This is a genomic window from Streptosporangium sp. NPDC049046 (assembly GCF_040649155.1).
Taxonomy (GTDB): Bacteria; Actinomycetota; Actinomycetes; order Streptosporangiales; family Streptosporangiaceae; genus Streptosporangium.
Window position 1 is genome coordinate 173,530 of sequence record NZ_JBEZEZ010000004.1, and the last position, 20,745, is coordinate 194,274.

Here is a 20,745-nt window from a genome sequence, read left to right on the forward strand (position 1 = left end):
GCATGGCTCCTGGTGTTTTTGATCTACAGCGTCTGACGTGACGCTCAATGATGCCCCTGCTGATTCAGGGACGCATCCAGAGAGCGACATGCGGCGTGTGGCATGGCAGCCGTTTCAGAGAAATGATAGATCGGCTCCCTCGGTGGCCGGGAGCACCGTCTGCGCGTACAGTCGCCGCCAGCCGCGTGCCGGCAGCTCGGGCGGGACGAAGTCCGCACGGCGCCGCTCCAGTTCGTCCTCGTCCACGAGCAGGTCGAGTCGCCGGGCCGCGACGTCCAGTCTGATGAGATCACCGTCACGGACCAGCGCGATCGGTCCCCCTGCCGCGCCCTCCGGGGTGCAGTGCAGCACCACGGTGCCGTAGGAGGTGCCGCTCATCCGCGCGTCGGAGACCCTGACCATGTCCCGGATCCCGGCGCGGGCCAGCTTGGCGGGGATGGGCAGGGCACCGGCCTCCGGCATCCCCGCGGCGACGGGTCCCGCGTTGCGCAGCACCAGCACGTGATCCGGCGTGACGTCCAGATCCGGGTCGTCCAGGATCCGGGCCGCGTCCTCCGCCGAGTCGACGACCAGCGCGGGTCCGGTGTGGTCCATCAGGTGAGGGCTCGCGGCGGCGGTCTTGATGACCGCGCCGCCCGGGGCCAGCGTGCCGTGCAGCACCGCCAGACTCCCCGCCGCTCCCAGAGGGTCCTTCAGCGGGCGGATCGTGGTCTGCCAGTCCTGCCGGGCGGGGGTCCCCTCGATCAGCGATCCCAGGGTGTTCCCCGAGACCCCGACCGTCTCCGGTTCGAGCATGGGCTCCAGGACCTTCAGCAGCGCCGGCAGTCCTCCGGAACGGTGGAAGTCCTCCAGGTAACCCGATCCGGCGGGCTTGCAGTCGACCAGGAGCGGCACCTCGGCGCCGATCGCGTCGAAGTCCCTGAGGTCGAGCGGCACCCCGGCCCTTCGTGCCACGGCGGTCAGGTGGATCAGCGCGTTCGTCGATCCGCTCAACGCCGAGAGCACGCGGATGGCGTTGCGGAACGCCGCGGGGGTCATGATCTCCCTCGGCAGCGGGCCTCCCGACCGGCCGAGTTCGACGGCGCGGCGGCCGGTCTCGACACCGTGCCGGAGGCGGGCGCCGGTGGCGGCGGGGGGCGTCGCGCCTCCCGGCAGCATCATGCCGAGGGTCTCGGTGATGCAGGCCATGGTGGAGGCGGTTCCCATGACCGCGCATGTTCCCGCGGTCGACACCAGTTCGTCGCGGACACCGGTGATCTCCGCCTCGTCGAGTTCGCCGCCGCGGTGCCTGCCCCAGAAACGTCGGCAGTCGGTGCAGGCCCCGAGCCGCTCGCCCTGCCAGCTGCCCGTCATCATCGGCCCGACGACCTCGAGGAGCACCGGCTTGTCCGACGAGGCCGCGGCCATCAGCTGGGCCGGCACGGTCTTGTCGCATCCGCCGAGCAGGACCGCGGCGTCCATCGGAAGCGCGCGGATCATCTCCTCGGTGTCCATCGCGAGCAGGTTGCGGAACAACATCGTCGTCGGGGAGGTCAGGATCTCCCCGAGCGAGATGGTGGGGAACTCCATGGGAAGGCCGCCGGCCTCCAGGACCCCGCGCCTGACCGCCGCCAGCAGGGCGGGCATGTCGCGGTGGCAGGTGTTGTAGTCGGACTTCGTCACCGCGATCCCGACGATCGGCCGGTCCAGCGCCACGTCGTCGTACCCGCTGGAGGCCAGGAAGGCACGCCGGAGGTACTTGCTGAAACCGTCGTCACCGTATGACGTGCGAGCCCGGTCGATGACCGATTCGGTCGGGGGCGTCGTATTCATGGTGGGTGGACCTCCGGGGGTCAAACCGATCGGGGGGAAGGGAAAAGGGGGCGTCAGTGTCGGAGAGGCATGGCGAGCGGACGCGTGGGAGCACCGGTCGCGCCACGGAGCTTCAGGGAGGCGGCGACGAAGGCGAATTCGTGGAGCCCGTCCGCCGAGAGCCGCTCGCAGTCGACCACCTCCATGATGGGGACGCCCGCCTCTCCCATGAGATAGGTGTGGACGACCTGCCAGTTCTCCTCGTCCGCGGCCGGCATCTGCTCCAGGGCGAGGGTGTCGCCGCCGATGACCGAGGCGCCGAGCCGGGCGAGGAACCGGGCCCCCTCCAGGTTCAGGCCGGGACTGTTGTCGATGTAGGCGTCGATCTTCGGCCAGGCACGCATCCGGCCCGTGCGCACCAGCGCCACGTCACCGGGCCGGAACTCGACGTTCTGACGTCGCAGCGCCTGGCGGAGGTCCTCCTCGCCGATCCCGTGGTTGTCGGGAAGCATGTCGACGTCGTGCAGCGCGGCGACGTCGAAGAGCACGCCGCGGGCGATGATGGGAGGGATCTTGTCCGCACCACACCTGGTCCAGTGCCGGGAGCTGATGTGGTCCTGCGCGGAGAAGCCGTTCCAGATCCGGCCGTTGTACCCGAAGTGGTTCAACGTGTCGATGTGGGTTCCGCAGTGCGTGTACATCGAGATGGCGTCGCCGGAGTAGGAGACCAGTTCGTTCTGCTCGCGCCCCATTCCGGTGATGTCGTCCAGGACCGTACCGGCCGGGGTGTGCGTCATCCACTGCTGGAAGCCGGGGTCGCCCGCCTTCGTCCACGAGGGCATTCCGACGAAGTAGTCCACCGACAGGTCGATGGCACTGCCGCCGTCCGCCCGTCGCAGCACCTCGCGCGAGGCCTCGGGGGTGAGCAGGTTCAGCATGCCGATCTCGTCGTCGGGGCCGAATGGGCTACGGGTGACCTCTCGGAACGTGGCACAGTACGCCGCGATCTTGTCCCTGGTCGCCTCACTGATGAGCGCGGGCCCGCACATGGTGGTGTCCGCCTTCCTGTTCGCTTCGCTTACCGGCCCGGGGGCACCGGGCGGGTGATCTCGCCGTACATCTCGGGGCGGCGTCCGGAGAACACCGGGAGTTCGAACCGGCCGGGCTCGATGATCAGTCTCTTCGTCCGGGCGTTCCGCACGTCGATCTCCGCTCCGAACAACCCCTCCTCCTGCCCGGCGTCCACCAGCACCGCTCCTGAGGGCGCGATGATCTGGCTTCTGCCGATGAAGGGGGTGCCGGCCTCGGAGTCGGGGCGGTCGGCCACCGCGAGATAGGTGAGGTTCTCCAGCGCGCGCACCCGTGTCACGTGGTCGGCGAGGAAGTCCGACCCCGCGGGCCAGTTGGTGGGCATCGCGATGACGTCGGCGCCCTGGAGCGCGAGCTCGCGAGCGGACTCGGGGAACCTCAGGTCGAAGCAGATCATCACACCGACCCTGCCGAAGGGGGTGTCGACCACCCGGGGCTCGGTGCCGTCGCCCTGTTCGACGAAACGGTCCGCACCGAGGTAGGGCAGGTGTTGTTTACGGTAACGGCCGATGATCCCGGAGGGCCCGATCACCAGGGCCGAGTTGTGGACCACCCCGTCCGTCTCCTCCAGGAGACCGACCACCGCGTGGATGGAGTTCGCACGGCAGGCGTCCACCACGCGGCCGATCCTCGGATCCGCGACGTTGAGCGCGGCGGCGTAGGTGTCGGCACGGGAGTCGAACAGGTAGCCGGTGAGCACGCATTCGGGGAAGACCACCAGCCGGTGCCCGGCCGTGGCGCCTGCCCGCAGGATCTCAACGACTCGATCGACGTTCGCCGCCGCATCCGTTCGGTCGACGCTCATCTGAGCCACGCCGATCGGGATGCCGGACCCCGTATCCAAACCGGGCAATGTGCACCTCTGATGTCCATGAGGGAGTGAACACGGCTCAGAGTTGCATGCAGCATGCTGCACGTCAAGCGCAGCATTCACCATTGACATGCAAAGTGCTGCATGCAATGGTGGCCCGACCTGATTCGGACATTGCACCTGAGAGGTAACGGTCATGCCAGAAGTAGTTGTCCTCGCCGGTGCCGTGGGCGGGATCGGCGCCGCGACGGCCCGCGAATGCGCGGCGGCCGGCATGTCCGTCCTACTGACGGATCAACGGGCCGAGCTCGCGGAGCGGCTCGCCGCCGAACTCCGCTCGAACGGCGCGGACGCGGTGGCACACGGACTGGACGTCACCGACGAGGAGGCCGTCGCCGGGACCGTACGGATCGCTCTCGACCGGTGGGGCCGGATCGACGGTCTGGTGAACTGCGCCGCCACCATCGTGGCGAAACCACTGGTCGACACCACACTCGCCGACTGGGAGCGGGTCATCACGATCAACGCGACCGGCACCTTCCTGCTGAACAAGCACGTGGTGCGCGCGATGCTCGCCCAGGGGTCACCGGGCTCCATCGTCAACCTCTCCTCGATCTCGGGGACGGTCGGCCTGGCCAACCAGGCCGCGTACTGCGCCTCCAAGGGTGCGGTGTCGCAGCTGTCCCGCCAGATCGCCGTCGACTACGCCGCCGCCGGGATCCGGTGCAACGTGGTCAGCCCCGGGTCCGTGGTCACCGAGCAGCTGGAGACCTACCTCGGCTCCCAGCCCGATCCCGAATCGGCTCGGCGGCGCCTCATCGAAGGCCATCCGATCGCGCGTCTCGCGGAACCGCGGGAGGTGGCCAAGGTGATCCTTTTCCTGCTGAGCCCCGCCGCCGGCTTCATGACCGGGGCGGACGTGGCCGTAGACGGCGGCTACACCGCCGTCTGAGAGCACCGGCGTACCTCCCCCATCCCCGGCTCGCGCAGTTTCCAGAAAGGGAATCGGAAATGTCTCGGCATACGACCTTGCCGCCGACGAGGCGCACCGCTCCCGGTGGACCGATCGACCCGCGCCGCCTCCTGACAGGCCGGTTCTCCTCGATCTGGCTGATCACGCTGCTGCTCTTCGCCGCCAGCCCGCTGATCTCCCCCGGCAGCCTGTCCGGCTCCGCCGTCCTGTCGATGCTCCCGTTCGCCGCCGTGATGGCGATCGCCGCGCTCGGCCAGACCCTCGTCGTCTCCCAGGGCGGCATCGATCTGTCGGTGCCGGGGGTGATGGCGCTGGCCGCGGTCCTGGCGACCAAACTGCCGACGGTCACGAGTGTGCCGGTCTGGGCGGCGGTCGCGATGGGGATCGCGGTGGGCGCGGTGAGCGGTCTGGTCATCGGCATCGCCGTGGTACGGCTGTCCATCGCCGCGTTCGTCGCCTCCCTCGCGGTGAACTCCATCCTCATCGGCGTCGTCCTGCAGGTCTCCAAGGGGTTCCCCGCCTCCGCCGCACCCGGCCTGAGCGCCTTCGCCGTCGGATCCGTGTGGGGCGTCCCCAACCTGCTGCTGGTCGCCGTCGTGGTGGTCACCTTCGCGCACTGGGGGGTCCGGCACACGGTACTCGGCCGCCGCTTCGTCGCGGTCGGCGCCGGGCGGCCCGCGGCGCGGCTGCTCGGTCTGCCCACCGGCTCCTACGAGGCGGGTGCCTACGTGACGGCGGGTATCTGCTACTCGCTGGCCGGCGTCCTGCTCGCGGGTTACCTGCGGACTCCGGACATCCTGCTCGGGAACACCTACCTGCTCCCCACGATCGCGGCCGTCGTCCTGGGCGGAAGCCTGCTGTCCGGCGGCATCACCAGCCTGGCCGCCACCGCCGTCGCCGCCCTGTTCCTCACCCAGCTGGACCAGGTGGTCCTCGCCGCCGGCGCCTCCACCGCCACCCAGCTGCTCGTCCAGGCAGGCGTGCTCGCGCTGAGCGTGGTGTTCCGCGGAGTGCCCTGGGGCACCGTCCGCACGCGGCTGAGAACCCGTTCCCCCGCTACCCGATCCATGCCGTCATCACCGTGAACGGCGAGCTTCCTCCCTCCCCAAGAAGTGTCACCCCCGACAGGAGATCGCAATGCCTCCCACCAAACCTCGATTCCGGGCCCGCCACTCGGCCGCCGTTCTGGCACTCGCGCTCCTCGGCGCGGCGGGCTGCGCCGGCGGCCCGGGCGAGACGAAGGCCGCCGGCGGTGTCCAGGACGTCTACAGCGACGTGGCCCGGACCGGAGACGTCTCCCAGCTCCGCCCCATGACGGACTTCTGCGGCACCAAACCGGTGAAGGTCGCGCTCGCCGACGGTACCGGCGACAACGCCTTCAGGAAGACGGCCCGCGCCGAGTTCGAGGACGAGGCGAGCAAGTGTCCCAACATCACCGTGCTGCCGTACGCCGACGGTCAGAACAACCCGCAGAAGGCGATCAGTGACATCAAGGCCCTGGTCGCCCAGGGTGTCGAGGCCCTGGTCGTCTTCCCCGACGCGGGCGAGGCACTGCTGCCGACCCTGCGCGAGGCCTACAAGGCGGGCGTGCAGGTGGTGCCGTGGACGGCGAACCCGGGAGGCAAACCGGGTCAGGACTACACCACGTTCGTCGGCCACAACACGGTCAACGACGGCGTGACGTGGACGCGCTGGATGTGCGAGAACCTCGGGAGCAAGGGCGGGAACGTCGTCTTCCTCGGCGGTACCCCGGGCAACACCCAGAGCATCACCGAGATGGTCGGTATCGAGAAGGAACTCAAGGAGAACACCGCCTGCGCGAGCGTCAAGCTGCTGAACGAGCCCGGCAAGCCGATCGACACGAACTGGAACCCGGCCCAGCTGCAGAAGGTCGTGTCCGGACTGCTCACCAAATACCCGACGATCGACGGTGTGATCACCGACTCCGGTGACGCGTCGCTGGGTGGCATCCGCGCCTTCCTCCAGGCCGGTCGGCCCCTGCCGCTGTGGACCGCCAACGACCTCAACGGCTTCGCCTGCGCCTGGAAGGAGAACTCGGCCAAGCAACCGACCTTCCAGACCGTGACCGTGTCCTCGCGTACCTGGATCATCCGCCTCGCACTGCGCAAGGCCGTCGCCGCTCACCAGGGCATCAAGAACGACGAGCCCGAGATCATCAACATCCCGATCTTCGAGAACACCCTGGACGAGACGAAGCCCCCCAAGTGCGACCCCGACCTTCCCGCCAGCGCGATCCTGTCCTCCGAGCTCACGCCGGAGCAGCTCAAGCAGGCCTACAACTGATCACTCGTTGTGCTCCGCCGGGCGCGCGCCCGGCGGAGCGCATTGAGCCTGAGTGAGGAGTGATCCTTCGCATGGCCGATTCGAACGCTGGACTGGTTCTCCGCGGGGTGACCAAACGCTTCCCCGGCGTCGTCGCGCTCGACGGCGTCGAGTTCCAGGCCCGTCCGGGCGAGGTGCACGCCCTGGTCGGAGGGAACGGCGCCGGGAAGTCCACGCTCATGGCCGTGGCCTCCGGCGCACTGGCACCCGACGCCGGCACCGTCGAGATCGCGGGCTCGCCGATGCGGCAGCGGTCCCCGATCGCCGCCCGGGAGCAGGGCCTGGCCATCGCCTTCCAGCATCCGGCGCTTCTCCCCGACCTCACGGTCACCGAGAACCTCCTGCTGAGCGTGCCGAAGCGGCTGCGGCCGTCATTCGGCGACGCCCAGGACTGGGCTCGGAAACAGCTGCTCGTCATGGGGATGGACATCGACCCGGCCGCCGCGGCCGGGCGGTTGACCCTGGCCGAGAAGCAGGCGGTCGAGATCTGCGGTGCCTTCGCCTGCGAGCCCGGCGTCCTGATTCTCGACGAACCGACCGAGCCCTTCATGGCGGCCGAGATCGAGAGACTCTTCGAGCAGGTCAGGCTCGCCGCGGCCCGCGGCATGACGGTGATCTACATCAGTCATCGGCTGCCCGACGTGATGGCACTGTCCGACCGGCTCACGGTACTGCGCGACGGGCAGGTGCGCGGAACCTTCCTCTCCTCCGAGGTATCCGAGCAGGAGGTCATCACCCGCATCGCGGGACGCGAGATCGAGGCGCTGTTCCCACCGCGCCCCTCGTCCGTCGGCGACGTCGTGATGGAGGTCAGGGACCTGCGCTCGGACCGGCTCCGGGGGATCACCACCACGCTGGCCCGCAACGAGGTTCTCGGCCTCGCCGGCGTGGAGGGCAACGGACAGCGCGACTTCATCCGGTCACTCGGCGGCGCCGACCCGGTGACCGGCGGCGACGTCATCGTCTCCGGTCGTCCCGTCGATCTCGGCAGCCCACGTCGTGCCCGGCGTGCCGGCGTCGTGCTCATGCCCCAGGAACGGCACGTCGAGGGCGTCGCGACCGTACTGTCGGTCAAGGAGAACCTGGGCGTCGCCGCCACGGGTGAGACGGCGGTCGCCGGTGTGGTGCGAGGCTCGGCGGAAAATTCGATCGTGGCCGAGGAGATCAGCCGGCTCGGCATCAAGGTGGCCTCGCCCGACTCCGCCGTGGAGCACCTGTCGGGAGGAAACCAGCAGAAAGTCGTGCTCGGCCGGGCCCTGCTCTCCGCGCCCAAGGTGCTGCTCTGCGACGAGCCCACCCAGGGCATCGACGTCGGTGTCCGCTCCGACATCTACCACCGGCTCCGCTCCACCGCCGAGTCGGGAACACCCGTCGTGGTGCTCAGCTCGGACAACGTCGAACTGGCCGGGTTGTGCGACCGGGTACTGGTCTTCTCCCAGGGACGGGTCGTCCGCGAACTGACCGGCGACGAGATCTCCGACCACTCCCTCACCGAGGCGTCCCTGACGGCCGCGACCTCGGCGCGGACGGCGGAGTCCTCGGTACGGACACGAGGCACGGGCCTGTTCGGCGGAGTGCGGCGCCTGCTCTCCAGCGAGCAGGCACCCAGCGCGTTCCTCGCGATCGCGATCGTGCTGCTCGCCGTGGTGAGCGCGACCCGTAGCGACCGCTTCCTGTCCGAGTTCAACATCGCGAGCATGCTGGGACTGCTGGCACCGGTACTCTTCCTCGCCGCCGGCCAGCTCGTCGTCATCCTCACCGGGGGGATCGACCTCTCCGTCGGCCCCCTGAGCGGGGCCCTCGTGGTCATCGCGTCGTTCTACGTCCTCGACGGGTACGGGGCCGGCTGGTGGATCCTGGGCTTCCTGCTGATGATCCTCATGGCGACCGGTGTGGGTCTGGCCAACGGAGCGATGGTCAGATTCGCCAGGGTGACACCGGTGGTCGCCACTTTGGTCACCTACACCGCGCTCCAGGGATTCTCCCTGTTCATGCGGGACTCGCCCGGAGGCTCCATCGCCACCTCCGTCACCGAGGCGCTCAGCGCGCGCATCGGCCCGATTCCCTGGGCTGTGATCGTCGGTGCCGTTCTCCTCGTCCTGCTGGAAGTGATGTCCAGGCGCTCCATGACGGGGCTCAGGTTGCGGGGGGCCGGCTCGTCGGAACACGCGGCACGGAACCGGGGCATCCCGGTGGAACGCGTTCACCTGGTCGTCTATCTGGCCAGCGCGCTCTTCACCGTGTGCGGTGCCCTGCTGCTGATGGCGCAGATCGGCGTGGGCGACCCGACGGCGGGCATCAGTTACACGATGGCCGCCATCACCGCGGTCGTCCTCGGTGGGGCCTCGATCTTCGGGGGCAGGGGAAGCTTCGTCGGCGTCCTGTTCGGAGTCGTGCTCCTGCAGCTCATCCAGAACACCACGGTGTTCCTCGGTCTGTCGCAGTCGTGGCAGTACTGGATGCTGGGTCTCATGGCACTGGGCGCGACGGCGATCTACTCACAGGTCCGCACCGCGCGAGCGTGACAGGCGGACGGTCACGCGCCTCCCGGCGGGCAGCCCGGATCACGGGTGCCCGACATCGCGACCGGCTGCCACCGGGACCACCGGGGCCCTCTTCGGCTTCCGGTCACGCTGTCGGGCACACCTTGACCGTTCAGAACGGACGTGTCATCAGACCGTTCTCTCCCTCACCCCCGGCTACACACGATCCCGTTGATCTGGAAGGCCGCCGGGGTGGGGTTGGCTCCGCCATGGGTTCCCTGGAAGCCGATGAGCCGGGACTGCCCGGGAGACAGGTCCTTGTTCCAGGCCAGGCTCTTGGCCGTCACCGCGGTCCCGGTCTGCGACCAGGTGGCCTCCCAGCCTGAGGTCACCCGCTGACCTGAGTCGGCGAAGGTGAACGTGAGCCGCCAGTCGGTGAGGGGGGTGGAGCCGGTGTTGGAGATCTTGATGTGCGTGCTCATTCCGGTGCTCCACGGCCAGGAGGTGTACTCCACCTCGCAACTGCCGGTGGGTACCGGCGGGAGGTCGTTGTAGATCTTGACGGCCACCGTTCCGGACGGAGGGCTCACCTCGTTCAGGGGGTCGACGGCCACGACGTACAGGTGGTACGTCACCGACTCGACGCCGCGCGGGGGAAACGGAAGGTAGACCGTCCCCTCGGTCGCCGCGGACTGGAAGGTGGCCACCCTGACGGCCGTGCCGTTCCTGTCCTCGTACACGTAGTAGCAGGCGATGCCCTGCGGGTCGCTGGAGGCGGCCCAGCTCAGGCGTGCCGAGTTGAGCACGACGCTCAGGACCGTCGGCGTTCCCGGCGCGGTCGGCGGGCTGCTGGAGGGCGCCGGGGTCACCGGGCCCGTATGGCACGGAGGGGCACCGGACGGAGCGGGCGACGGCGCCGGTGCCGGTGCGGCCGTGGCGCTCCCTGCCGCCATGAGGACGAGAGCCGCGGCCGTCAATCCTCCGGTGACCCAACCGGCCAACCATGTCCTTACTCGCATCGACCTACCTCCCCGTACCGATCAGTCTTTTCCACGAAAATCACCCTCAGGATGGGAATGGTCAACGCCGCGCGACCACCACGCCCGGCTGTCCCTGATGAACGAGGTCGGCCGATGAAACGTTCAGCGAAGACGGGTACCGACGGAGAGCCGGAGAAGGTCCTCGGCCCACGGTGAGGACACGGGAGGTACCAAGGCAAGGCCACCGCTCCGGGTGGACCGCTCTTCCGAAAGACCCCGGGTGGTTCCTGCGGGTGATGCCGGGGTCTCGCCCCACGGTGGCCGAGTGGCTCCTGCGGGTGATGCCGAGGTCTCACCCCACGGTGGGACGCGGAGTGGGCCCCACCCTGCCTAGGCTGTTCCGGTGATCTCCAGCTCCGCCCGGCGGTTCCTCTCGCGACGTACGTGGCGGGTGCGGGAGATCGCCGTACCGCTGGTCCGCCCGCTCACCGAGGCGCTGGTGACCGGGGTGTCCGACCCGGCCCGTCCTCGGTCGCGCCGCCTCGCTCCCCGGATGCCGGGAGTGCTGGGACTGCTGCCCTTCCGCAGGGTGGACCTGGTCCTGCTGGGTGACCTGCTGCTCGCCTTCCTGTTGTTCAATCTGGCCCTGTCCGACCTCCAGGACCGGGTGGTCGCGACGCGCTCTCCCCTCGATCCCCAGGGGATCGTGTTCGCGGCCCTCGCCTTCTCCCTGCCGCTCGCGCTGCGCGACCGGTGGCCGCTGGCGGCCTGGCGGTCGGCCTTCCTTCTCATCCCGTTGGGAACGGTCGTCTCGCGGCAACTCCTCATCGGCATCCCCTACACCACGTCCACCACGTTCATGTACACGCTCGTGGTCTACGCGGTCGCGGTCCGCTGCGAGCGGCACATCACCATCGGTGTGTGGATCGCCTCGGTCCTGGGCTCCTGGATGATCCATCCCGACTCGGTGACCGTCATCACCGGCATGGTCACGGTGACCGTCCTGTTCGGCCACAACGTGCGCGCCCGGCGGCTGGCCGCCGGACTGCTGGCCAGGGAGGAACGACGCAGCGAGCGCGCCCTCGCGGCCCAGGCCGCCCTTGAGGAACGGGCCAGGATCGCCAGGGAGCTCCACGACGTCGTCGCCCACCACATGTCGGTGATCGCCATCCAGGCCGAGGCCGTCCCGATGCAGGCTGCCGGGGACGCGCGGCGCCTGGAGGACGGGCTGAGGGAGATCCGGGCGCTGTCCCTCTCGGCGATGACCGAGATGCGCCGCGTGCTCGGCGTCCTGCGGGAGGGGGACGAGCACGCCGACACCGCGCCGCAGCCGGGCCTCGGCCGCCTGGAGGAACTCGTCGACACCGCGCGCTCCGCCGGGCTCGACGTGACGCTCAAACTGGCCGGCAACCTGATCGAGCTGCCCACGGCGGTGAGTCTGTCCGCCTACCGGATCGCCCAGGAGTCTCTCAGCAACGCCATGCGGCACGCCCCCGGCTCCAACGTCTCGCTGCGCATCGCCCGGTACCGCTCCGAACTGCACGTCAACGTGACGAACAACACCGGGCACCGCTTCCCCCAGAAGCGAGAGGCCAAGGGACATATGGGACACGGCCTGATCGGGATGCGGGAGCGGGTGTCCATGCTCGGCGGGAGGCTCTGGGCCGGTCCGACCGGGACCGGCTTCGCGGTCACCGCCATACTGCCGATCACCGAGGACGCATGACCCCCTCCCCCGAAAACTCCCCGCTCAAGGAGATGCGATGACGATCCGGGTGCTCATCGCCGACGACCAGGGCATGGTACGGACCGGTTTCACCGTGTTCCTGAGCTCACAACCCGACATCGAGGTCGTCGGCGAGGCCGCCAACGGCGCCGAGGCCGTGGCACGGGTGGCCGAGTTGCGGCCCGACGTGGTGCTGATGGACGTGCGCATGCCGGTGATGGACGGCCTCACCGCCACCCGCCACATCCTCACCCCCGGCACCTCTTCTCCTCCCGCCCCTTCCTTACGGGCGAGCTCCGGACCCGCCGCACCCACGCACTCCTCCGTACGACCGGACTCCCCCGCCTCCCCCGGCCCGCCCGACGATCCCGGCGCGCGTCCTTCCCTGCCGAAGGTGCTGATCCTGACCACGTTCGACCTCGACGACTACGTGTACGAGGCGCTGCGCGCGGGGGCGAGTGGCTTCCTGCTCAAGGACGCCTCCGCGCAACAACTCGCCGAGGCGGTCCGGGTGGTGGCGGCCGGGGAGGCGCTGCTGGCGCCCTCGGTGACCCGGCGGCTGATCGCGGAGTTCGCCCGCGTCGGCCCGAGCCGCCCGCGCGGGCGGCTGGACGACATCACCGAGCGGGAGACCGAAGTGCTCGCGCTCATCGCGCGCGGCAGGTCCAACCAGGAGATCGCCGAGGAGCTCATGCTCTCGGAACAGACGGTCAAGACCCATGTGGGCCGGATCCTCGCGAAGCTGAACCTGCGCGACCGCGCCCAGGCGATCGTCCACGCCTACGAGACGGGCCTGGTCCGCCCCGGCGAGTGACCCCGGGATCGGTCCCTTCGTGCCCAAGGGGGACGGGGAAGGTGACCGCCTCGGGGTGACGCGGGTTAGGGGGTGTGATTCCTAGCGTTCTGTCTGGTTCTTCAGACCGGACAGGAGGCTCGCATGTTCCGCCGTACGCTCGCCGTGGTCGCCGCCGCGGCGTTCGCCTACGTGACGGTTCCGCCGCCGGCGGGCGACCGGGTGGTGCGGGTCTACGGCGACCTCGGCACGGCCGAGCACGTCGCGGTCATCGTTCCCGGCACCGACACCACGGCCGCCACCTTCGACGGCGGCCGGGCGAGGCCGTACAGCACACCGGGGGGCGGGGCACGGGCGTTGCTGGCCGAGGCGCGGGCGTTGGATCCGGGGGCGCGGCTCGCGGTGGTCGCCTGGCTCGGTTACGACAGCCCGGCGATGCTCAGCCTGCGCGCGGTGACCGGCGAGGCTGCGGAGCGGGGCGCGGTGGAGTTGCGGCGGTACGTCACCGGAGCGCTCGGGGGGAAACGGGTCAGCCTGCTGTGTCACAGCTACGGATCGGTGGTGTGCGCCGGGGCCGTGCCCGGTTCCGGGGTCGCGGACACGGTCGTGTTCGGCAGCCCTGGGCTGGGCGTCTCGTCGGCCGCCGAACTGGGCGGCACCCGGTTGTGGGCGGGCAGCGGCACCCGCGACTGGATACGTGAGGCGCCCAAGCTCAGGATCGGGCCGCTCGGATTCGGCCCCGACCCCGCCGGCCCGGCCTTCGGCGCCCGCCTGTTCGGTACCGGTTCCGCAGATCACAGCGAGTATCTCCGGCCGGGTGGCGAGTCTCTGCGCAACCTGGCCCTGATCGCGCTCGGCCGGGCCGGCGAGGTGTCCCGTGGCTAGCCTCGCGGCCCGGATCGGGGCGACCACCCCCGAGGGCAGGGATCGTGGGGTGGACGCGCTGCGGGCGCTCGCGATCGTGGGCGTGGTGCTGGGGCACTGGCTGGTGACGGCGTGGGATCGGGGCGCGGCGGGGGCCGTTCACCTGTCCAGCCCGCTCGCCCACCTGCCGGAGTTCACACCGATGTCCTGGGTGTTGCAGACGCTGGCGGTGTTCTTCCTAGTCGGCGGCTACGCGGCGGCCCGCGGCCTCCGCTCGGCGGCCCGCGTCCCGGGGAGCCGCCCCCGAAAGGCGCATGGACCGGTGCCCCCCGAACCGGAGATCCGCAGACCGGAGAACCACGAGATGGAGACCCGCGGACCGGACTCCCCGTCGCACGCTGCGGGTCCCGTGGCGGCGCGCGGTCCACGTCGGGGGACGGCGAGCGGTGCGTACCCGTCGGGGATCTGGGTGCGGGCCCGGATGGGAAGACTGCTGGGGCCGGTGGTGCCGCTGGCCCTGGTCTGGGCGGGGATCGCGGTGGGGATGGCGCTGCGCGGGTCCTCGGCGGGAACGATCAGGGTGATGGTGCTCCCGGCGATCGGGCCGCTGTGGTTCCTCGCCGTCTTCGCCGTGCTGACCGCGGCCACCCCGCTTCTCCTGCGCGCGCATCCGGTCGTCATCGCCGCCGTGGCGTTCGCGGTCGTGCTCGGGGTGGACCTGGCCAGGTTCCGGTTCGGCGCCCCGGCCTGGACGGGATGGGCGAACCTGACGGCCGGGTGGCTGGTGCCGTACGCGCTGGGGATCGCCTGGGCGGGCGGGCTGCTCGCCTCGCGGCGGGTGGCCGCGGCGCTGCTGATCGGCGGCGTGGCCGGGGCCGCGCTGCTGGTCGGCGCGTTCGGGTATCCGGCGAGCATGGTGGGCGTGACCGGGGACGCGGCCTCCAACCTCAGCCCGCCCAGCCTGGCCGTGGTCTGCTTCGGACTCGCCCAGGTGGGGGTGGCGCTGCTCGTACGCGCGCCGCTGGCCCGGTTGATGCGGCGTCCCCGGTTGTGGGCGGTGGTCGCGTTGGCGAACCTGTCGGCGATGACGCTTTTCCTGTGGCATCAGAGCGCGGTGAGCGCGATCGCCGTCGCCGCCCTGCGTTTCGGCGACGTACCCGGCCTGCTGGCCACGCCCGACGAGCCTGTCTGGTTGCTGCATCGGCTGGCCTGGATACCGGTGTTCGCGGCCGTTCTCGCGCTCGCCTGCCTTCCCGGATCAACTCGGGGGCGATTTAATGACAGGGTGTCGTCATCGGCTTGACGATGTGGCGCGATTTTTGTGACACTGTGTCATGAAAGTGTCCCTCGTCGCGGAGTGATCATGAGCGATTCGCCCTTCTCCGAAGTTCTCAGGAACGCCACCTGGGGTGACCACGAATCCGCCGAGGACGAGAGCTACCTCAAGGCCCTGATGGCGGGCCGCCTCAGCCCCGAGGCGTACGGTGAGATGGTCGCCCAGCACTACTTCGCCTACGTCGCCCTGGACGGCGCCTCGCGTTCGCTCGCCGAGGACCCCGTCGCGGCACCGTTCGTCCTCCCCGAGCTCTACCGGGAGGAGGCCCTGGTCCGCGACCTGGAGACGATCTACGGATCCGGCTGGCGCTCCAGGATCGAGCCCTCCAAGCCGACCCTCACCCTGGTCGCCCGGATCAACCAGGTCGCCACCTGGCCCGCCGGCTACATCGCCCACCACTACACCCGCTACATGGGCGACCTGTCCGGCGGACAGTTCATCCGGATGGAGCTGCAGAAGATCTACGGCTACCAGCCGGGGGGCGGCGTCGACTTCTACCTGTTCGACGAGATCGGCAGCCTGCCCCGGTTCAAGAACGAGTATCGGGCCCGGCTGGACGCGCTGCCTCTGGACGAGGCGGAGAAGCAGCGTCTGATCCGCGAGACCAAGCTCGCCTACCTGCTCAACACCGAGGTCCTGAGCGAGCTCGGCCGGGTGGCCAGGGCAGAGGTCGCCGCCTGAACCCGGTCCCTCCACGACATGGGTGAACGCTCCGGCACAGGTGTATCCGTGCCGGAGCGTTTCGCGGGTCGATGACCAGCTGATACCTGCTCTTGCCTGGAGTACGGATGTCCTCGCGCCGGAGCGTTCACCCGTCCGGCGTCAATCCTCCGGTCCCGGAGAAAGCCCCGAGGGGCCTACGGTACTCAGAAGGCGTACGGCCCGAAACGTCCCCAGGCCACGAAGCCGGCCAGCAGGAGAAGGATCACGTTCATCACAAGCGCCGAATACTCCTTGCGCCTGACGTGCACGACGATGGCGCCGATCATCGTGATCACCAGGCCGGCGGCGGCGAGCGGGGTCAGCACGGGCAGGATGCCGGAGACGGCGGGCAGGACCAGCCCGATCCCGGCCAGCACCTCAAGAACGCCGATGCCCTTGATCTGAGCGGCGGAGAAATCCTCCACCCATCCCCCCAGTTTGGGGATGAGTTCCTCGCGCGGCTGGGTGGCCTTGGTGAGACCCGCGATGAGGAACATCCCGGCGAGCAGGATCTGCACGGCCCAGAGGGCAATATTCATGAGGAACTCCGAAAACAGGTAAAGGCACGGCTTCGTTCGCCGCCACCGTAGCGCGGGCGCTGAAGGCGCCCGACCGGGGATCGGCCCAACCCTCGACGCCCGCCGCGCCTACCACGCCGGCCCCACGTTCCCGCCCACTCCCGCCCTGCTCCACGGGGTTCCGATTCCGCCCCTGCCAGAAGGCGGGGTCTCCTCGGAGATATTCGATGACCCGTGTCTCGCCATGGACCCGGGCAACGCCCGACCCCGAAACGACCTGACAGCCCGGGACGGCATTGTGCGACCATGGGGCCATGCCCCGGATTTCGGCCGCGACCATCGGCGAGCACCGCGCCCAGACTCAGGATCGCATCCTGCGGGCCGTCTCGCGTCTCTCGCGTGACCAGGGCATCGACGCCATCTCCATGACCGACGTGGCGAGCGAGGCCGAGATCACCCGCACCGTGCTGTACAACTACTTCCCGGACAAGGCCGCGCTGCTGCTCGCCTTCACCGAGCGGGTGACGCACTACTTCATCGACAGCTACGAGCGGGAACTGCCCGACCGGGCCTCACCCGCCGAGCGCCTGCGGGTCTTCGTCAGGCTCCAGCTCGACGGGTTGCTCGCCCACCCGCACCCCGGCCCCGCCGACCTGTCCGCGGCGCTCGGCCCCGACGCCTACCAGCGCCTGGCCGACCACGTCGAGCCGATGCAGCGCATCCTGACGGGCATCATCGAGAGCGGCGTGTCATCGGGGGACTTCCAGGCCCCCGACGTGGCCGCCGCCGCCCGGATCATCCTCGCCGTCATCGGCGCCGAGCGGGTCCCGCTGCTCAGCGGTGAGGTGACGCCCGAGGAGGCCGAGAGGATCGTCTCGGGTTTCGTGCTCCGCGGCCTCGGTTGCCCGAGCGCCTCCGCCCCCGCCCCCGCCCCCGCCCCCGCCCCCGCCCCCGCCCCCGAGGACGGTATCTGAGTCGCGGAGTCCCCGGGCTCCCCGGGCTCCCCGGGCTCCCCGGGCTCCCCGGGCTCCCCGGGCTCCCCGGGCTCCCCGGGCTCCCCGGGCTCCCCGGGCTCCCCGGAACGGTATCCGAGCTTCCCGGAGTCGGCCGGACCCTCCGCTCAGCCCGGTGGCAGAAGTGCGGGGATGCGTTCAAGGACTCCCCCGGCGAAGACGTCGTACAGGCCGGTCGTCTCCAGGTGCACGTAGCCGATGTGGCAGTCGCACACCGCCACCGGGCACACCGCGGCCCTCGGGGCGAACGTGCCGTCGTAGAGGTTGCCGAGCACGGCCGGGACGAAGTGGCAGCGCCGCACGGTGCCGTCGCCGTCGACGGAGACCACGCTGTCTCCGGTACGGCAGGGCAGGCCCGCGCTCCGGTGCGGGGTCCTGCTGTACTGGAACAGCGGGTCGATCTCCGTCCAGGCGTCCGCCTCGTCGTCGGTGTAGACGGTGCCCTCCGCGGCGTTCACCCAGAGGTACACCTCCGGCGGCAGGTCGGCCCGGAGGCGGCGAGCCTGGCCGAGGTGCTCGGGCAGGCCGACGACGCCGACGCTGAAGCGGACCCCCCGCTCGAGGAGGTCACGGCAGCGGCCGAGGAAACGCTGGTAGGTGACCTGTCCGGGGTGGTAGGTGACCCAGAGGGCGAGCGTGTCCAGGTCGGCCTCGGCCAGCCAGCCGGACCGGCAGCTGAAGTTGGTCTGGATGGCGACCCGCCGCACGTGGGGAAGGTGGCTCAGCTCGACCATCGCCCGGCGGTACCACGAGCGGACCAGGCCCTCGCCCCAGGGGGTGAACAGCACCGAGACCGGATGGTCTCGCCCGGCCACCCACGCGGTGAAGCGCTCCAACGCCACCCGGTCCCGGCTCAGCTGCTCCGGGTTGTCACGCCGCTTGGCGAACGGGCAGTAGGGGCAGTCGTAGTCGCAGCTCGCCAGCGGCCCCCGGTAGAGGATCGTCAACTCACCCTGCGACCGGCCGGGCATCGCTGGACGGTCGCGCTCCCGGTCGAGGATCGTCAGATGATCGCGCTTCCGGCCGCCGACGCGTGTCTCCCCCGCGCCTTCACGCGATGCGCTCGATTCGCCCGGCTGTGTCCTCATCAGTCATCACCGATTCTCGTATCGGGCCATCAGCGCGCGGACCCTGCCGGAGAACAGGGCGGGGCCGATCGCGTCGGAGTGGGCCAGGCCCTCCGCGGTGAGCCGGAGCCATCCGGGCCCGGCACCCCCGGGCGGCGGGGCGTCGCGCTCCAGCAGGCCCAGCTCCGCCAGACGCTCCAACTCCTCGCCGAAGTGGGTCTCCACCTCGGCACCGAAGCGGTCTCGGTAGACGGCGCGATCGAGACCCTCCGCCTGGAGGAGCGACTGGATGAGGTGGCGGCGACGGCGATCGTCGTCGTCCAGCCGGAATCCCACGTTGGCGACCGCGAACTCCTCCGGGGCGAGACGCACGTAGTCGTCGATGATCGCACGCACCTGACCGGCGCCGACCGCGTACTCGTAGGAGTAGTGCAGGCCGGAGGTGTAGGAGCGGGCGCCGCAGCCGAGGCCGACCATGCCGTCGCTCTGGCAGGTGTATTCGGCCGGGCCGGCTCGTCCCGGCAGCCGGAACATCCGCATCGAGACCTGCTCGTACCCGGCGGCGAGCAGGTGGTCGCGGCCCTGACGGTAGAGGGTGAGGCGGTGGTCGTCCCAGTCGCGGGCGCGGCGCCCGAGGCCGGTGAGCGGGCGGACGTACAGGGGGTAGAGGTAGATCTCCTCCGGCTTCCAGGCGAGCGCGGCGTCCAGTGAGTAACGCCAGGACTCCTCCGTCTGCCCGTCGATGCCGTAGATCAGGTCGATGTTGAGCGCCTCGAACCCGGCCTCGCGAATCCGGCCGAGCGCCGTCTCGACCTCCCGCCGCCGCTGTGGCCGCACCGCCGCGCGCGCCTCGGCGTCGATGAAGCTCTGCACGCCGATCGAGACACGGGTCGCCCCCCGCTCGGCGAGGACGGCGAGCCGCTCGGCCGTCGCGGTCGCCGGGGAGGTCTCCACCGACATCGGGACGGCCCGCAGGTCGGCGCCCATGATCCGCTCGGTGAGGTCGAACATCCGGGTGAGCTCGGCGGCACTCAGGTAGGTCGGCGTGCCGCCGCCGACGGCGGCCGCCGTGAAGCGGGGGTCGTCCAGCGCGTCCCGTACGGCGCCCGCCTGGCGTTCCAGCGCGTCGAGGTAGGCGGCGACGAGCTCCTCGGGGGCACCGGTCCTGGTGAACAGGTTGCAGAATCCGCAACGCATCTCGCAGAACGGGATGTGCAGGTAGAGGAAGAGGCGCCCGGTGGGCTCACCCGCCCACACCTCCGCCAGCGACGGCCGCGGCTCCAGCGGCCGGTAGGCCGTCTTGTGCGGGTACGCGTAGACGTAGCCCTGGTACGGTCCCGCGCCGGTGGACGGGGACGAGGGCCGGGGCGACGCCGAGGGCACAGGAAGCAGGGGGAGCACAGTCCGTCCGCCGTCCGCCGTCTCCGGCACCCGGCCGGAATCCGGAGTCACCGCCATCGCCCCCGCTCCATCGTGAACTCCCCGTAGGGCACGGTCCAGACGACCTCGTGGCCGATCCGGTGCCCGATATATCCGTCTTCACCGTAAGCGGTGCCGTGATCGGAACAGACGATCGCGAACCCCGGCCGCCGCTCGCTCATCAGCGCGAACAGCCTGCCGATGTGCCGGTCGACGTATTCGAGGGCGGCGGCGTGGCTTTCGCGGCTGTCGCCGTGCTCGCGGGTGCCCCCCGGCAGGTGGAACCAGTTGGGCTGGTGCAGCGCCGAGACGTTGACGAACAGGAAAACCGGCCGGGCGGCTCCCGCCACCGCCCGCTCCGCGCGGGCGATCTGCGCCTCGAACGAGGCGGGCGCGGTGACCCCGAACCCCGGCTCCCAGTGGCTCTCGGCGAACATCCCCGGCAGTGCGGACCCGAGCGGTGTCAGCTTGTTGAAGAACCCGACTCCCCCGACGCAGACCGTGTGATATCCCGCCTTCGCCAGTCCTGAAGGCAGGTCGGGGGCGTCGAACACCCAGGTGCCGGGGGTCGTGGTCTCGCTGCCGGGGAACGCGGCGGCGAACGGGCGCGGATGCGGTCCCGGCTCGGCGGGGGTCGGCAGGAAACCGGCGAGGATCGCGGCGTGCGCGGCGTAGGTGAAGCTGCCGGGGCTGTGCCGGCGCTCCCAGCGCCCGCCGGGAAGCGCCCGCGCCAGGGTGGGCAGCCGCCCGGCCGCCATCAGCTCCTCCGCCACGTCGTATCGGAGGGTGTCGAGCGTGACCAGCAGCAGGTCGTGGCTGCCCACGATCTCGTTCATG

At 70.3% G+C, this 20,745-nt stretch carries 18 protein-coding genes; 10 read left to right on the forward strand and 8 right to left on the reverse strand.

Translation table 11 applies throughout. The annotated features are described in order from the left end of the window. Window positions 1–114: 114 nt before the first annotated feature. The 3 genes from AB0B96_RS07180 to AB0B96_RS07190 are packed head-to-tail and all read right to left on the reverse strand — an operon-like array spanning window position 115 to window position 3,967. The gene (locus AB0B96_RS07180) at window positions 115–1,812 is read right to left on the reverse strand and encodes a dihydroxy-acid dehydratase (protein ID WP_362897012.1); all 1,698 of its coding nucleotides are present in this window, start codon (window positions 1,810–1,812) and stop codon (window positions 115–117) included. A 53-nt stretch (window positions 1,813–1,865) separates the two neighbouring features. Continuing rightward, on the reverse strand, window positions 1,866–2,840 hold the full coding sequence (locus AB0B96_RS07185) for a cyclase family protein (protein WP_362897013.1): 975 nt from the start codon (window positions 2,838–2,840) through the stop codon (window positions 1,866–1,868). Between the two features lie 29 nt (window positions 2,841–2,869). Continuing rightward, the gene (locus AB0B96_RS07190; RefSeq protein ID WP_362897014.1) at window positions 2,870–3,967 is read right to left on the reverse strand and encodes a carbon-nitrogen hydrolase family protein; all 1,098 of its coding nucleotides are present in this window, start codon (window positions 3,965–3,967) and stop codon (window positions 2,870–2,872) included. Between AB0B96_RS07190 and AB0B96_RS07195 the strand changes: the two genes are divergently transcribed. The 4 genes from AB0B96_RS07195 to AB0B96_RS07210 all read left to right on the forward strand — a co-directional run bounded on the left by AB0B96_RS07195 (window position 3,888) and on the right by AB0B96_RS07210 (window position 9,532). After that, window positions 3,888–4,643, forward strand: a complete 756-nt coding sequence (locus tag AB0B96_RS07195; RefSeq protein ID WP_362897015.1) for an SDR family oxidoreductase — start codon at window positions 3,888–3,890, stop codon at window positions 4,641–4,643. The genes AB0B96_RS07190 and AB0B96_RS07195 overlap by 80 nt on opposite strands. A 59-nt stretch (window positions 4,644–4,702) precedes the next feature. Then, window positions 4,703–5,749 (forward strand): ABC transporter permease, encoded by a 1,047-nt coding sequence (locus tag AB0B96_RS07200; RefSeq protein ID WP_350943672.1) that lies wholly within the window; start codon window positions 4,703–4,705, stop codon window positions 5,747–5,749. Window positions 5,750–5,801: 52 nt separating this feature from the next. Then, window positions 5,802–6,968 carry a substrate-binding domain-containing protein gene (locus AB0B96_RS07205; protein ID WP_362897016.1) on the forward strand — a complete coding sequence of 389 codons (1,167 nt, stop codon included), beginning with the start codon at window positions 5,802–5,804 and terminating at the stop codon, window positions 6,966–6,968. 71 nt (window positions 6,969–7,039) lie between these two features. Continuing rightward, window positions 7,040–9,532 carry an ATP-binding cassette domain-containing protein gene (locus AB0B96_RS07210; RefSeq protein ID WP_362897017.1) on the forward strand — a complete coding sequence of 831 codons (2,493 nt, stop codon included), beginning with the start codon at window positions 7,040–7,042 and terminating at the stop codon, window positions 9,530–9,532. Between the two features lie 164 nt (window positions 9,533–9,696). Here the strand turns inward: AB0B96_RS07210 and AB0B96_RS07215 are convergent, their stop codons facing one another. Beyond that, window positions 9,697–10,359, reverse strand: a complete 663-nt coding sequence (locus tag AB0B96_RS07215; protein ID WP_362897018.1) for a cellulose-binding domain-containing protein — start codon at window positions 10,357–10,359, stop codon at window positions 9,697–9,699. 514 nt (window positions 10,360–10,873) lie between these two features. On the opposite strand from AB0B96_RS07215, the gene AB0B96_RS07220 reads away from it, so the two are divergent. The 5 genes from AB0B96_RS07220 to AB0B96_RS07240 all read left to right on the forward strand — a co-directional run bounded on the left by AB0B96_RS07220 (window position 10,874) and on the right by AB0B96_RS07240 (window position 15,870). After that, window positions 10,874–12,196, forward strand: a complete 1,323-nt coding sequence (locus AB0B96_RS07220; RefSeq protein ID WP_362897019.1) for a histidine kinase — start codon at window positions 10,874–10,876, stop codon at window positions 12,194–12,196. Window positions 12,197–12,233: 37 nt separating this feature from the next. Next, window positions 12,234–13,010 (forward strand): response regulator transcription factor, encoded by a 777-nt coding sequence (locus AB0B96_RS07225; protein WP_362897020.1) that lies wholly within the window; start codon window positions 12,234–12,236, stop codon window positions 13,008–13,010. 123 nt (window positions 13,011–13,133) lie between these two features. Beyond that, window positions 13,134–13,874 carry an alpha/beta hydrolase gene (locus AB0B96_RS07230; protein ID WP_362897021.1) on the forward strand — a complete coding sequence of 247 codons (741 nt, stop codon included), beginning with the start codon at window positions 13,134–13,136 and terminating at the stop codon, window positions 13,872–13,874. After that, window positions 13,867–15,156, forward strand: coding sequence for an acyltransferase (locus AB0B96_RS07235; protein WP_362897022.1), 1,290 nt, complete (start codon window positions 13,867–13,869; stop codon window positions 15,154–15,156). The genes AB0B96_RS07230 and AB0B96_RS07235 overlap by 8 nt, the downstream gene beginning before the upstream one ends. Before the next feature lie 60 nt (window positions 15,157–15,216). Next, window positions 15,217–15,870, forward strand: coding sequence for a biliverdin-producing heme oxygenase (locus AB0B96_RS07240; RefSeq protein ID WP_362897023.1), 654 nt, complete (start codon window positions 15,217–15,219; stop codon window positions 15,868–15,870). Window positions 15,871–16,055: 185 nt separating this feature from the next. Here the strand turns inward: AB0B96_RS07240 and AB0B96_RS07245 are convergent, their stop codons facing one another. After that, complete coding sequence (locus AB0B96_RS07245; RefSeq protein WP_362897024.1) at window positions 16,056–16,430, reverse strand: DoxX family protein; 375 nt, start codon at window positions 16,428–16,430, stop codon at window positions 16,056–16,058. A 293-nt stretch (window positions 16,431–16,723) separates the two neighbouring features. Here AB0B96_RS07245 and AB0B96_RS07250 point away from each other — a divergent pair, with 293 nt between their 5' ends. Next, window positions 16,724–17,383 (forward strand): TetR/AcrR family transcriptional regulator, encoded by a 660-nt coding sequence (locus tag AB0B96_RS07250; RefSeq protein WP_362897025.1) that lies wholly within the window; start codon window positions 16,724–16,726, stop codon window positions 17,381–17,383. A 146-nt stretch (window positions 17,384–17,529) separates the two neighbouring features. Here AB0B96_RS07250 and AB0B96_RS07255 read toward each other — a convergent pair whose 3' ends face one another. The 3 genes from AB0B96_RS07255 to AB0B96_RS07265 form a co-directional block, all read right to left on the reverse strand. Continuing rightward, window positions 17,530–18,393 carry an STM4011 family radical SAM protein gene (locus tag AB0B96_RS07255; protein ID WP_362897026.1) on the reverse strand — a complete coding sequence of 288 codons (864 nt, stop codon included), beginning with the start codon at window positions 18,391–18,393 and terminating at the stop codon, window positions 17,530–17,532. A 123-nt stretch (window positions 18,394–18,516) separates the two neighbouring features. Next, window positions 18,517–19,947 (reverse strand): STM4012 family radical SAM protein, encoded by a 1,431-nt coding sequence (locus AB0B96_RS07260; RefSeq protein ID WP_362897027.1) that lies wholly within the window; start codon window positions 19,945–19,947, stop codon window positions 18,517–18,519. After that, the gene (locus AB0B96_RS07265) at window positions 19,938–20,744 is read right to left on the reverse strand and encodes an STM4013/SEN3800 family hydrolase (protein ID WP_362897160.1); all 807 of its coding nucleotides are present in this window, start codon (window positions 20,742–20,744) and stop codon (window positions 19,938–19,940) included. Before AB0B96_RS07265 ends, AB0B96_RS07260 begins: the two co-directional genes overlap by 10 nt. Between the last annotated feature and the right edge of the window lies 1 nt (window position 20,745).